Consider the following 13,913-nt stretch of genomic DNA (forward strand, 5'->3'; position numbering starts at 1 on the left):
AGGTATATACAATCTTCAAGCCTAGTTGCTAATTTCGGCCGCCCGCTCCGGCAGACGGCCTGTATCACACAGATGATGTACGTTTCGCATTAGGAAGATAACAATATGGAAACCCCTGATTTGGCTGACCACACGAATGTGGCGGCGGCACTATTGTCAGCTATGGCCAACCCCAAAAGATTGCTGATCCTGTGCAGCCTGGTGAAAGGTGAAGTCGCCGTCGGCGTCCTTGCTGCACAAGTAGGCCTCAGTCAGTCGGCTCTCTCACAGCACCTTTCGAAACTGCGTGCGCAAAAACTGGTCAAGACCCGTCGCGACGCCCAAACCATCTACTACTCAAGCACATCCGAGCCGGTCATGAAGATTCTGGCGACGCTCGAAGACATCTACCTCGTTCCGAACAGAAGCAGATCTGCGGCCTGATGATAGCGCTGACATGACCGTCAGCCGTGCCGGTGCCGCCCGGGAATCCTCCCGAAGCCTCGGCAACGATATTTCAGCACGTGAACCTTAACGGCACGACCGGCAAATCTGGCGATTTGCCGGTCGTGCCTTTTGGCGAGTTTTTCTGAGCGGAAGCATGTCGGGACTTTTCTCATTGACGCCTTGAGATGCCCTGATAATTTGACCGGGCAGTAAAAATTCGGGCGACAAGCCCTCGGGAACGGGCCGTCGACGGCCAGGAGAACAGCATGTCCAACCGCCTCAATGCACCGAACGATCTTCGCGCCTTCTGGATGCCGTTTACGGCAAATCGCCAGTTCAAGAAGGAGCCGCGGTTGTTCGTCGGCGCCAAGGACATGTATTACACCACCCATGACGGCCGTCAGGTATTGGACGGCACGGCCGGCCTCTGGTGCGTCAACGCCGGCCACTGCCGTCCGAAGATAACCGAGGCGATCCGCGAGCAGGCGGGCGAACTCGATTACGCCCCGGCCTTCCAGCTCGGCCACCCCAAGGCCTTCGAACTGGCGAACCGTCTGGTCGACATCGCTCCGGAAGGCATGAACCACGTCCTCTACACCAATTCCGGCTCCGAATCCGTCGAGACCGCGCTCAAGGTGGCGCTTGCCTATCACCGCGTGAGGGGCAACGGTTCGCGCTTCCGTCTGATCGGCCGCGAGCGCGGCTATCACGGCGTCAATTTCGGCGGCATCTCCGTCGGCGGCATCGTTGCCAACCGCAAGATGTTCGGCACGCTGCTCACCGGTGTCGATCACATGCCGCACACCCACCAGCCCGGCAAGAACAGCTTCACCCGCGGCGAGCCCGAGCATGGCGGCGACATCGCCAGCGAACTCGAGCGCATCGTCACGCTACATGACGCCTCTACCATTGCCGCCGTCATCGTCGAGCCGGTCGCCGGTTCTACCGGCGTCCTCATCCCGCCGAAGGGTTATCTGCAGAAGCTGCGTGAAATCTGCACCAAGCACGGCATCCTGCTGATCTTCGACGAAGTCATCACCGGTTTCGGCCGCCTCGGCGCCCCCTTTGCCGCGCAATATTACGACGTCAAGCCCGACATGATCACCACCGCCAAGGGACTGACTAACGGCGTCATTCCGATGGGCGCCGTCTTCGTCACCTCCGAGATCCATGATGCTTTCATGAACGGTCCGGAGCACATGATCGAATTCTTCCACGGCTATACCTATTCCGGCAACCCGATCGCCTCCGCCGCAGCGCTTGCCACGCTCGACACCTACAAGGAAGAGGGTCTGCTGACCCGTGCTGCCGAACTTTCCGACTATTGGGCCGACGCGCTGCATTCGCTCAAGGACTGCCCCAACGTCATCGATATCAGAAACACCGGCCTGATCGGCGCAATTGAACTCGACCCGATCGCCGGCGAGCCCACCAAGCGCGCCTTTACGGCCTTCCTGAAGGCGTATGAGAGCGGACTTCTGATCCGCACGACCGGCGACATCATCGCGCTCTCCCCGCCGCTGATCATCGAAAAGCACCATATCGACGAACTTTTCGGCAAGCTCAGGACCATCCTTCAGAACAACATCTGAAGAGGCGATCGAAGATCCTCAAGACCCGCGATGGACAATGCTCTCGCGGGTCTTTTCGTCTGAAGATACAAGAAACTCAGCTCACAGAAGCGACGGAAAGGCAGAGGGCAAATTTTTTCAGGAGCTGGCGATCGAAATGCCCTTCAGCGCCGAGCATCCATTTCAGTGCCTCGCTGGCGCTCCATGGCGCCTTATACGGCCGCACCGAAGTGATGGCGTCGTAAACATCGCAGATCGTCGCAATCCGCGAGTGAAGGCTCACCTCGCTGCCGGACAAGCTGCGCGGATAGCCTTTGCCGTCGATGCGCTCGTGATGATTGCGGCAAACGTCGAGAACGATCTCCGACATGCCCTCCTGCCGCGACAGGATCGCATGCCCCTTCTCCGGATGGCCACGGAGCAAGCTGATCTCATCCCTTTCCAAGGGCCCTGCCTTGTTGAGGACCTCAAGCGGAATGTCAAGCTTGCCGACGTCGTGCAGCAAACCCGCGGTGCCGAGCATCTGAATCGTATGCTCATCGAGTGCGAGATGACGACTGAAAAGAATCATCAGCGCGCTCACCGAAACGGAATGCAGGAAGGTCACTTCGTCTTTTGATTTCAGGCGTGTGACGCTGAGGAAAACCGAAGGGTTTTCATCCATCGACTTGGAGACGGAAGAAATGACCGGCGTCAGGTGATCGGCACTGATTCCGTCGCCGTTGCGCAACCGCCCGAAAGCATCCGCCAGCAACCGCACGGATTTCTGGACGGTCTCGCGCGCCGCCTGGATGTCGACCTCAATGTCACGACCCGGCAGGCCGTTGATGTCGAGCCCCTTGCTAGTATTGATGACGACGCTGGCGGTGCCGCATTTACGAATTTTTGCCGCATCGACCTCGTGCCGCAGGGAAAATCTGCGCTTCGACAAAAGCGGGTCCTGCCACAGGCCCTCGACAGCCTCCACAAACATTCCGATCCGCACCTGACCGGCATCGATACGCTTGAGCATCCAGATCTCTGTCCCGATGTGTTTATGTAATTCTTTATGTAGTCTCTTTTTCAATGCTGCCGTGTTTGGGTATCGCGGGATCCTACTGTCATTGGCCAAACTAACGGTTAATGGGAAAGATAAAGACACCCGGGCGGAAGTGTTTTCGTCCGGCGGAGGCCCGCCCATGCGACCTCGCCTCTGAAAGATCCTTGAAAGCGTAGAAGATGGTCGATCAAGCACATTTTCGGTCGGATCGACCGGATTTCCGTCCATTTTGTTATGAACTTGCGCAATCTCATCAAAATTCCTAGAAATCTCGCCATGAGCTTCCCCGAGTCAAACATGGCCGGCGGGCTCGCTGACCGCGCCGTTACCGATCGTCCTTGGCACGGCCCCGAAGGGCTGTTGAATGATCGGGAAGGCCGGCGCGGCACCTCATCGCGGGTCGAAGACCCCATCCAAGGAGACAGACAATGACCCTCAAGACATTGACTGCGACCCTCGTCGCGTCACTCACTTTTGCACCGCTTGCCCATGCCGATATCACCATCGGCCTGATCGCGCCGCTGACCGGTCCGGTCGCCGCCTATGGCGATCAGGTGAAGAACGGTGCTCAGACCGCCGTCGACGAGATCAACAAGAAGGGCGGAATTCTCGGCGAGAAGGTGGTCCTCGAACTGGCCGACGATGCCGGCGAACCGAAGCAGGGCGTTTCCGCCGCCAACAAGGTCGTCGGCGACGGCATCCGCTTCGTCGTCGGCCCGGTGACGTCGGGTGTCGCGATCCCCGTTTCGGACGTGCTGGCTGAAAACGGCGTGCTGATGGTCACCCCGACGGCGACCGCCCCCGACCTGACCAAGCGGGGCCTCACCAACGTGCTGCGCACTTGCGGTCGCGACGACCAGCAGGCGGAAGTCGCCGCTAAATACGTGCTGCAGAACTTCAAGGACAAGCGCATCGCCATCGTCAACGACAAAGGCGCCTATGGCAAAGGCCTCGCCGATGCCTTCAAGGCGACGCTGAACGCCGGCGGCGTTACCGAAGTCGTCAATGACGCGATCACGCCCGGCGACAAGGATTTCAGCGCGCTCACCACCCGCATCAAGTCTGAGAAGGTCGATATCCTCTATTTCGGCGGCTACCACCCGGAAGGCGGCTTGCTAGCCCGCCAGTTGCATGACCTTTCCGCCAACGCGACGATCATCGGCGGCGATGGCCTCTCCAACACCGAATTCTGGGCCATCGGCACAGATGCGGCGGGCGGCACGCTGTTCACTAACGCCTCCGACGCCACCAAGAACCCCGACTCCAAGACTGCCGTCGATGCGCTTGCCGCCAAGAACATTCCGGCCGAAGCCTTCACGCTGAACGCCTATGCCGCCGTCGAAGTTCTGAAGGCCGGCATCGAGAAGGCCGGCAGCGCCGAGGATGCTGAAGCCGTCGCGGCCGCGCTGAAAGACGGCAAGGAGATCCCGACGGCCATCGGCAAGGTCACTTACGGCGAAACCGGCGACCTGACTTCGCAGAGTTTCTCGCTCTACAAGTGGGAAGGCGGCAAGATCGTCGCGGCCGAATGAGCCGCGATATGAGAGACTACGATCGGGCGCCATTCGGCGCCCGATCTCGTTTGCAGGCATCGCATGTCGACGCAGATCGGTTATAACTTCGGAATCGGTTGCAATGTGAGCGGTGCCATGACCAGCAGACTCGAACGTCTTATCGACCAGGGTGTGGGCCGTGTGCCCGCCGATATCGTGCTGAAGGGCGGCTGCTTCTTCGATCTCGTCACCGGCGAAGTCGTCCGCTCCGATATCGCCATCGGCGCCGACCGCATCGTCGGCACATCAGGCACTTATGCGGGAGAAACCGAGATCGACATATCGGGCCGAACAGTCGTTCCCGGCTTCATCGACACGCATCTGCACATCGAATCCTCGCTGGTCACGCCGCATGAATTCGACCGCTGCGTCCTGCCCTATGGTGTCACCACCGCGATCTGCGATCCGCACGAGATTGCCAATGTGCTCGGAACCACCGGCATTGAATTCTTTCTCGACTCCGCGCTGGAGACGATCATGGACATCCGCGTCCAGCTGTCTTCCTGCGTGCCGGCGACCCATCTCGAAACCGCAGGCGCCGATCTGCCGATCGAGCGTCTCCTGCCCTTCCGCGACCATCCGAAGGTCATCGGTCTCGCCGAATTCATGAATTTCCCCGGCGTGATCCACAAGGATCCCGTCTGCATGGCCAAGCTCGACGCCTTCCAGGGCGGCCATATCGATGGTCATGCGCCGCTTCTTTCCGGCAACGGCCTCAACGGTTATCTCGCAACCGGCATCCGCACCGAGCATGAATGCACCACGGCCGGGGAAGCACTGGAAAAGATCCGCAAAGGCATGCATATCCTCGTGCGCGAGGGTTCCGTGTCGAAGGATCTCGCCGCACTGATCCCCATCATCACCGAGCGGCTTTCACCATATCTCGCGCTTTGCACCGACGACCGCAATCCGCTCGACATCGCCGAACAGGGTCATCTCGATCACATGATCCGCACAGCAATCGCCAACGGCGTCGAGCCCTTGGCGATCTACCGCGCCGCCTCGATTTCGGCCGCCCGCGCTTTCGGTCTCAGCGATCGCGGTCTCGTGGCGCCCGGCTGGCGCGCTGATCTCGTGGTTCTCGACAGTCTGGAAGGCTGCCGCGCCGACATGGTCTTCTCAGCCGGCCGCCGCGTCACCGATGCGCTCTTTTCCACGCGCAAACCGGTCGCTCCGATCGGCCTCGACAGCGTCAGGGCCCGGCCGGTCAACGCCGCCCATTTCGGTGTGCCGGTCGCCGAAGGCGAAACGCCGGTTATCGGCGTCATGCCGGGCAAGATCATCACCGAGCATCGCCGCTACCGGCTGCCCGTCAAAGGTAACGAGACGGCCGTTGATCTTGCCAACGACATCATCAAGGTCGCCGTCATCGAACGCCACGGCAAGAACGGCAACCACGCCAACGGCTTCGTCCAGGGCTTCGGCCTGAAGAAGGGCGCAATCGCCTCCACCGTCGGTCATGACAGCCACAATATCTGCGTCGTCGGCGTCAGCGAGGATGACATGGCGCGTGCCGCAAACCGCCTCGGCGAGATCCAGGGCGGCTTTGTCGTCGTGGAGGATGGCAAGGTCACCGGCGAAATCGCCCTGCCCATTGCCGGCTTGATGAGCCTTGAGCCTTACGAAAAGGTCCGCGATACGTTGCATGATTTGCGCAAGGCCGCCTTCGCGCTCGGCGCAACGTTGGAAGAACCCTTCCTCCAGCTCGCCTTCCTGCCGCTGCCCGTCATTCCGCACCTGAAGATATCCGACCGCGGCATGGTCGACGTGGACAAATTCTCGCTGATCGGGTGAGCAGCGCCAGGACTATGGGTGCCTACCGCCAGGCTTCCGGTAATTCGCCCTCAACAGGTTTCACCTTGTCGAGCAATTTCGCGCGGCCACTGACCCGCGCACAAAACCCATCCAGGGCTGCAAGTTTCACCGTACCCGCATCGTTCACGGCCTCGTAGCCCGGCATGGCCAACGGCTCCCCGAGCACGATACCGTCAGGCAGGCGGAAAGCGGCCGGTTTGCGCGTCAGGTTGAAAACGAACAGCAGTTTTTCCCCGCCCTTTTCGCGGGTGAAGGCGAGCAGGTCCTGGTTGGTGCCGACAAAGGTCATTTCGCCGTCGATCAGCGCCGGGTGGCTCTTCCGGAAGGCGAGCGTCCTGCGGTAGTGGTGCAGCACCGAGTAGTAGCTGTCCTCCTGCGTATCCACGGAAAGCGCAGCCTGCTCATAAGGCACCGGCAGCCAGCTCTTTTCCGCCGAGGTGAAGCCCGCATGCGCCTTGCCCGCCTCCCAGGGCATCGGCGTGCGGCATCCGTCGCGGCCCTTGAACGCCGGCCAGAAACGGATGCCGTAGGGGTCCCGCAGATCCTCGAAAGCAAGCTCCGCCTCCGGCAGGCCCAGCTCCTCACCCTGGTAGAGGCAGATCGAACCGCGCAGCGCCGCAAGCACTGAGATCGCGAGCTTGGCGATGACAGGCCGCTCTTCTTCCGTGCGTGCGAAACGGCTGACATGGCGCATGACGTCGTGATTGGAGAAGGCCCAGCAGACCCAGCCATCGGTCACCACCTTCTGGAAGTCCTCGACGCAACCGCGAATATGCTCTGCGGTGAACTCCGGTCCGAGCAGGTCGAAGGTGTAGCACATGTGCAGCTTGTCGCCGCCGCTCGTATAGGCGCCGACCGTCTTTAGCGAACGCGCCCCATCGCCGACCTCGCCGACAGTCGTGCGATCCTCGTACTGGTCGAGCAGTGCCCGGAAGCGCTTGAGAAAATCGACATTTTCCGGCTGCGTCTTGTCGTAGAAATGGCTCTGCATGCCGTACGGATTGCTGTCGGGCGCATCAAGGCCGGCGTCATCCTCGTCGGGCTCATGCGGCGGATTGCTTCTCAGCTGCTTGTCGCAGAAATAATAGTTCACCGTATCCAGCCGGAAGCCGTCGACGCCGCGGTCGAGCCAGAACTTCACCGTCTCCAGCACCGCATCCTGCACTTCTTCGCAATGGAAATTGAGGTCCGGCTGCGAGGTCAGGAAATTGTGCTGGTAATATTGCCGGCGCACGCCGTCCCATTCCCAGCCCGGCCCGCCGAAGATCGACAGCCAGTTGTTCGGCGCCGTCCCGTCCGGCTTCGGATCGGCCCAGACATACCAGTCCGCCCTGGGATTGGTCCGGCTCGCCCGGCTCTCGACGAACCAGGGATGCCGGTCCGATGTGTGCGAGATCACCTGGTCGATGACCACCCTGATGCCGAGCCTGTGCGCCTCGGCCATCATCTCGTCGAAATCGGCGAGCGTGCCGAAGATCGGGTCGACATCGCAATAGTCGGAGACGTCATAGCCCATGTCGGCCATCGGCGACTTGAAGAAGGGCGACAGCCAGATCGCATCGACACCGAGGCTGGCAATATACGGCAGCCGGCGGGTGATCCCCTTGAGGTCGCCGAGGCCATCGCTGTTGGTGTCTTGAAACGAGCGCGGGTAGACCTGATAGATTACCGCGCCGCGCCACCAATCCGCATTCCCGCCTGCCTGCAATGCCATCGGCTAGCTCTCCTGTTTCGTTTGCGACCGCCACACTAAAGCGGACGGGGCAAAAGACAACCGGGTGAAGCCTGGAGCAGCGGTCCAAAACGGTCCGCGACAGTTCGTCGCGATCCGGCAAGAGGAGGGCGCATATAAGCTTGTCCACAACCGGAATCCGGCCTCCGGATTTGGGGTTGCAACGCAAAGCCTTTGCGATAAGGTGCGCACTGACCTGCACGTAAGAGGTCAAATGTCGGGAACAGATGTCTAATAAAGGCGCAAAGCCTAGAAAGGTGGACCCACGATGAACCAGTTCACGAAAAAATTTCTCGCCTCCGCAATGCTTGGCACATTGCTGGCGTTTTCTGCGCATGCTGCCACGCTCAACATTCACAATGGTGGCGATCCGCAGTCGCTCGATCCGCAGAAGCTTTCCGGCGATTGGGAGAATCGTATTGCCGGCGACATTTTCGAAGGCCTCGTCACCGAGGACGCCAAGGACAATCCGATTCCCGGCCAGGCCGAAAGCTGGACGATTTCGCCCGACGGCAAGGTCTACACCTTCAAGCTTCGCGACGGCATCAAGTGGTCCGATGGCCAGCCGGTAACGGCAGGAGACTTCGTCTTCGCCTTCCAGCGCCTCGTCGACCCGAAGAACGCCGCCGATTATGCCTATCTGCAGTTCACCATCAAGAACGCCGAAAAGATCAACAAGGGTGAGATCACCGACCTCAACCAGCTTGGCGTCAAGGCGATCGACGACAAGACGCTCGAAATCACACTGGAAAATCCGACCCCCTATTTCATCAACGCTCTGATGCACTACACGGCCTATCCGCTGCCGAAGCACGTGGTCGAAGCCAAGGGTCAGGACTGGGTCAAGATCGGCAACATCGTCACCAACGGCCCCTATAAGCCGACCGAATGGGTTCCGGGCTCGCATGTCACCACCGTTAAGAACGACCAGTGGTACGGCACCAAGGACCTGAAGATCGACGGCGCCAAGTTCTTCGTGCTCGAAGATCAGGAAGCCGCGCTGAAACGTTACCGCGCCGGCGAATTCGATATCCTCACCGACTTCCCGACCGATCAGTACGAATGGATGAAGAAGAACCTGCCGGGCCAGGCGCATGTCGCCCCCTTCTCCGGCCTCTATTATTATGTCGTCAACTCGCAGAAGCCGCCCTTCAGCGACAAGCGCGTCCGCCAGGCACTGTCGATGGCGATCAACCGTGAAGTGATCGGCCCGCAGATCCTCGGCACCGGCGAACTGCCGGCCTATTCCTGGGTTCCGCCGGGCACCGCCAATTACGGCGAGCCCGCCTATGTCAGCTGGAAGGACCTGCCCTATAAGGACAAGGTCGCCGAAGCCAAGAAGCTGCTCGCTGAGGCCGGCTTCGGTCCGGACAAGCCGCTCCATGCCGTCCTCAGCTACAACACCAACGACAACCACAAGCGCATCGCGGTGGCGATCGCCTCCATGTGGAAGCCGCTCGGCGTCGATGTCGAGCTCGTCAATGCCGAAACCAAGGTGCATTACGACCAGATGCAGCGTGGTCAGGTCGAAATCGGCCGTGCCGGCTGGCTTGCCGACTATAACGACCCGGACAACTTCCTGAATCTCCTGGTCACGGGCGTGCAGATGAACTACGGCCGCTGGTCCAATCCTGATTACGATAAGATGATCAAGGACGGCAATGCGGAGACGGATCTGAAGAAGCGCGCCGAGATCTTCAAGAAGGCCGAGCAGCTGGCGCTGGATGAATCCGCCGCCCTGCCGATCTACTACTACGTCTCGAAGAACGTCGTTTCGCCGAAGGTCGAAGGCTTCGTCGACAACATCCAGGACATCCACCGCACGCGCTGGCTGTCGATGAAAGAGTAAGGGAAAACGGCTCTTCCCGCCTCTCGCGGGAAGGGCCGGCCCACGACCATGATCAAATACGCCCTCCGTCGCCTGCTATCGACGATCCCGGTTCTGTGGATCGCCGTCACAGCCTGCTTTTTTGTTTTGCGCCTTGCCCCCGGCGGTCCCTTCGATGGTGAAAGGCCATTGCCGCCGGTGATCCTGAAAAACCTTGCGGTTCACTACAACCTCGATAAGCCGCTGATCCAGCAGTACCTGATCTACGTCGGCGACCTGCTCCGCGGCGATCTCGGCCCCTCTTTCGCCAGCGAGGACTTCACCGTCGCCCAGCAGATCATGATCGGTCTGCCTTATACCTTCACCATCGGCACGGCTGCCTTTCTGATCGCCATCATCGTCGGCGTGGCCGTCGGCTGTCTTGGCGCGCTCTACCAGAACAAGTCGCCGGATTACATTCTCGGCGCGCTGATTCTGGTCGGCGTCGTGCTGCCGAACTTCCTCATCGCGCCGATCCTGCAGCTGATCTTCGGCATTCACCTCGCCTGGTTTCCGGTCGGTGGCTGGGGTGACGGCTCGATCAAATATCTGATCCTGCCGATCGTCGTTCTGGCCCTGCCGCATGCGGGCCGCATCTCGCGCATCACCCGCGGCTCGATGATCGAGGTGATGAACCAGAACTTCATCCGAACCGCCAAGGCCAAGGGCATTGGCCCACGGCTGACCGTCATGCGCCATGCGCTAAAACCGGCCATGATGCCCGTCGTCTCCTATTTGGGTCCGGCTGCAAGCTATCTTCTCACCGGCTCGCTTGTTGTCGAAAGCATCTTCGGATTGCCCGGCATCGGCCGATATTTCGTCAACGCAGCCCTCAATCGCGACTACGGCATGGTTCTCGGCACGGTCATCTTCTACATGGTGCTGATCGTGTTTCTGAATCTTCTCGTCGATATCGCCTATGCCTGGCTCGATCCGAAAGTGAGAAACCGATGATCCTCAACCCCGCAAAACGCGAGCTGCTCGCTGAGGAGCTTTTGCAGGCGGAGGGCTTGGCGCCCGAAGGCCGCTCGCTGACCAGGGATGCACTGCGCCGGCTCGGACGCAACAAGGCGGCCGTGCTGTCGCTCGCCGTCCTGGCGCTCTTGATCCTCGCCGCTTTCCTCGGCCCCTGGTTCATTCCCTTCAACTATGAGGATCCGGACTGGGCGGCCTTCCGCATTCCGCCGTCGATCGAGACCGGCCACTATTTCGGCACCGACCCGAACGGCCGCGACCTTCTTGCCCGCGTCCTCTACGGCACCCGGGTCTCGCTTGCGGTCGCACTGACGGCAACCGTCGTGTCGGTCGTCATCGGCGTGCTTTACGGCGCGATCTCGGGCTATATTGGCGGCAGGCTGGATGCGATCATGATGCGCTTCGTCGATATCATGTATGCGCTCCCGTACATCCTTTTCGTCATTCTCTTGATGGTGATCTTCGGCCGCAACGTCTATCTGCTCTTTGCCGCGATCGGCGCGCTCGAATGGCTGACCATGGCCCGCATCGTGCGCGGCCAGACCCTGTCGATCAAGCATCGCGAATTCATCGAGGCGGCGCGCGCCTCCGGGCAGCGGCCGTTCAAGATCATCGTCAAGCACATCATTCCGAACCTCGTCGGCCCTGTGGTCATTTTCGCGGCGCTGACCGTGCCCGAAATCATCGCCACCGAAAGCTTCCTATCCTATCTCGGCTTCGGCGTGCAGGAACCACTGACCTCGCTCGGGACGCTGATCGCCGAGGGAACCGACGCAATGGAAAGCATGCCCTGGCTGCTGATCTTCCCCGCCAGCTTCCTCGTGGCCCTGCTGCTCAGTCTGCTCTTCATCGGCGACGGCCTGCGCGACGCGTTCGACCCGAAGGATCGATAGAATGCTCCAGGAAAAAGACATCCTGCTCGAACTCAACGACTACTCAATCACCTTCGCGACGCCTGACGGCGAGGTGAAGGCAGTCTCGAATATGAACCTCACCGTGCGGCGCGGCGAGCGCGTCGCGATCGTCGGCGAGTCCGGCTCCGGCAAAAGTCAGACCTTCCTCGGCATCATGGGTCTGCTGGCCAAGAACGGCGCCACGACGGGCCAGGCGCTGCTCGAAGGCAAGGACGTGCTGTCGCTGAAACCGCGCGAGCTCGATCAGATCCGCGGCAAGGACATGGCGATGGTCTTCCAGGACCCTATGACCGCGCTCAATCCGTCGCTGAAGATTTCGAGGCAGCTGACCGAACAGCTCGAGGTTCATCGCGGCCTGACGGCCCGCGCGGCATCGGACGCTGCCCTCGATATGCTGAAACGCGTCGGCATTCCGGATCCGACCCGGCGGTTCCACCTCTATCCGCACGAACTCTCCGGCGGCATGCGCCAGCGCATCGTCATTGCCATGGCGCTACTGACCAAGCCGAAGCTTCTGATCGCCGACGAACCGACGACGGCACTCGACGTCACCATTCAGGCGCAGATCCTCGATCTTTTCAACGATCTGACGGCAGAGATGAACACGGCGCTGGTGATGATCACCCACGATCTCGGGGTGGTCGCAGGCCTCGCCGACCGCGTCGCCGTCATGTATGCCGGCCGCATCGTCGAGGAAGCGCCTGTCGACGAACTCTTCGACAACCCGGCCCATCCCTATACGGCGGCACTGCATGCCTCCATCCCGCGGCCGGACCAGGATGTCGACGACCTCGTCGTCATTCCCGGCCGACCGCCGAACCTGCAGCACCTGCCGAAGGGCTGCAATTTCTCGCCGCGCTGTTCGCAGGTCCAGAATGATTGCATCGACCGTCCGCCGCCGCTCGAGACGCTGGCGCCGCGCCATTGCGCCGCTTGTTACCACCCGTTCCCGCGCCGTGAGGAGTTGCTGAACCATGGCTGAGCGATCGCTGCTGAGGGTCGAAAACCTGACGACCCAATTCGAACTGCCGGCGAAAGGCCTCTTCAAGCCACCGGTCTTCCTGACTGCGGTCAACAATGTCAGCTTCGATCTCGCCGAAGGCCGTACCCTCGGCATCGTCGGCGAATCCGGCTGCGGTAAATCCACGCTCGGCCGCTCGATCCTGCGGCTCTTGAAATCGCAGAAGGGCCGCGTCCTCTGGCAGGGACGCAATCTTCTTGACCTCACGGAGGAGGAAATGCGTGCCGCGCGCCGCGACATGCAGATCATCTTCCAGGATCCGATCGCCTCGCTCGACCCGCGCATGACGGTTGGAGACATCATCGCCGAGCCGCTGACGGTCTTCGAAACGAAGCTTTCGAAGGCCGAGCGTACCCAGCGCGTGCGCGAAATCATGAGCGCCGTCGGTCTGGTGCCTGAGATGATCAACCGGTATCCGCACGAATTCTCTGGCGGCCAGGCGCAACGCATCGGGATAGCGCGGGCGATCGTCACCAAACCGAAGCTCATCGTCTGCGACGAGCCGGTTTCGGCTCTCGACGTTTCGATTCAAGGTCAGGTCATTACGCTCCTGCGCAGGCTGCGAAAGGAATTCGGCCTGACGCTAATTTTCATCAGCCACGACCTCTCCGTCGTGCGCCTGATCTCCGACGATGTGCTGGTGCTCTATCTCGGCCGCGTAGTGGAATCAGGCGACTGCGCCACCGTCTTCGATCATCCCGCCCATCCCTATACCCAGGCGCTCTTTTCCGCGGCGCCGATCCCGGATCCGAAGCTTGCGCGCCTGCGCACCCGCATCCGCCTGCAGGGGGATCCGCCCTCGCCGCTCAACCCGCCGAAAGGCTGCGTCTTCTCTCCGCGCTGCTGGAAGGCGACCGACATCTGCCGCACCGAAATGCCGCCGACCGAGGAAGTCCGGCCCGGCCAGAGGGCCGCCTGCTATCATATGGACAGGCCGTGAATGGATGAGGGCCGCATGAAGCGGCCTTCGCTTTTTCGAAGCGCTTGTCACGTCTCATTT

11 protein-coding genes are annotated in these 13,913 nt (G+C 60.9%); 9 read left to right on the forward strand and 2 right to left on the reverse strand.

Annotated features, from left to right (window positions below; all coding sequences use genetic code 11):
• Positions 1–105: 105 nt before the first annotated feature.
• Together GGI60_RS04210 and GGI60_RS04215 are read left to right on the forward strand one after the other, a co-directional pair.
• Positions 106–423, forward strand: coding sequence for an ArsR/SmtB family transcription factor (locus tag GGI60_RS04210; protein ID WP_183912342.1), 318 nt, complete (start codon positions 106–108; stop codon positions 421–423).
• 269 nt (positions 424–692) lie between these two features.
• A complete protein-coding gene (locus GGI60_RS04215) occupies positions 693–2,018 on the forward strand; it encodes an aspartate aminotransferase family protein (RefSeq protein WP_183912340.1) in 1,326 nt (441 codons plus the stop codon).
• 76 nt (positions 2,019–2,094) lie between these two features.
• Here GGI60_RS04215 and GGI60_RS04220 read toward each other — a convergent pair whose 3' ends face one another.
• Entirely contained in the window at positions 2,095–3,009 is a 915-nt protein-coding gene (locus GGI60_RS04220) for an HD-GYP domain-containing protein (protein ID WP_183913848.1), read from the reverse strand.
• A gap of 455 nt (positions 3,010–3,464) precedes the next feature.
• On the opposite strand from GGI60_RS04220, the gene GGI60_RS04225 reads away from it, so the two are divergent.
• Positions 3,465–4,568: a branched-chain amino acid ABC transporter substrate-binding protein gene (locus GGI60_RS04225; protein WP_183912338.1), complete on the forward strand. Its 1,104-nt coding sequence runs from the start codon at positions 3,465–3,467 to the stop codon at positions 4,566–4,568.
• A gap of 117 nt (positions 4,569–4,685) precedes the next feature.
• The gene (ade, locus tag GGI60_RS04230; protein WP_183912336.1) at positions 4,686–6,383 is read left to right on the forward strand and encodes an adenine deaminase; all 1,698 of its coding nucleotides are present in this window, start codon (positions 4,686–4,688) and stop codon (positions 6,381–6,383) included.
• A gap of 22 nt (positions 6,384–6,405) precedes the next feature.
• Here ade and GGI60_RS04235 read toward each other — a convergent pair whose 3' ends face one another.
• Positions 6,406–8,118 carry an alpha-glucosidase gene (locus tag GGI60_RS04235; protein ID WP_183912334.1) on the reverse strand — a complete coding sequence of 571 codons (1,713 nt, stop codon included), beginning with the start codon at positions 8,116–8,118 and terminating at the stop codon, positions 6,406–6,408.
• A 286-nt stretch (positions 8,119–8,404) separates the two neighbouring features.
• Here GGI60_RS04235 and GGI60_RS04240 point away from each other — a divergent pair, with 286 nt between their 5' ends.
• Genes GGI60_RS04240 through GGI60_RS04260 form a run of 5 tightly spaced genes read left to right on the forward strand, consistent with a single transcriptional unit; the run spans position 8,405 to position 13,853 of the window.
• Positions 8,405–9,985: a peptide ABC transporter substrate-binding protein gene (locus GGI60_RS04240; RefSeq protein ID WP_183912332.1), complete on the forward strand. Its 1,581-nt coding sequence runs from the start codon at positions 8,405–8,407 to the stop codon at positions 9,983–9,985.
• A 48-nt stretch (positions 9,986–10,033) separates the two neighbouring features.
• Complete coding sequence (locus GGI60_RS04245) at positions 10,034–10,957, forward strand: ABC transporter permease subunit (protein ID WP_183912330.1); 924 nt, start codon at positions 10,034–10,036, stop codon at positions 10,955–10,957.
• Positions 10,954–11,871, forward strand: a complete 918-nt coding sequence (locus GGI60_RS04250) for an ABC transporter permease (protein ID WP_183912328.1) — start codon at positions 10,954–10,956, stop codon at positions 11,869–11,871. The genes GGI60_RS04245 and GGI60_RS04250 overlap by 4 nt, the downstream gene beginning before the upstream one ends.
• Position 11,872: 1 nt before the next feature.
• Complete coding sequence (locus GGI60_RS04255; protein WP_183912326.1) at positions 11,873–12,874, forward strand: ABC transporter ATP-binding protein; 1,002 nt, start codon at positions 11,873–11,875, stop codon at positions 12,872–12,874.
• A complete protein-coding gene (locus GGI60_RS04260) occupies positions 12,867–13,853 on the forward strand; it encodes an ABC transporter ATP-binding protein (RefSeq protein WP_183912324.1) in 987 nt (328 codons plus the stop codon). The genes GGI60_RS04255 and GGI60_RS04260 overlap by 8 nt, the downstream gene beginning before the upstream one ends.
• Positions 13,854–13,913 lie beyond the last annotated feature (60 nt).

This window comes from Rhizobium lentis (assembly GCF_014200175.1).
Classification (GTDB): Bacteria; Pseudomonadota; Alphaproteobacteria; order Rhizobiales; family Rhizobiaceae; genus Rhizobium; species Rhizobium mulingense.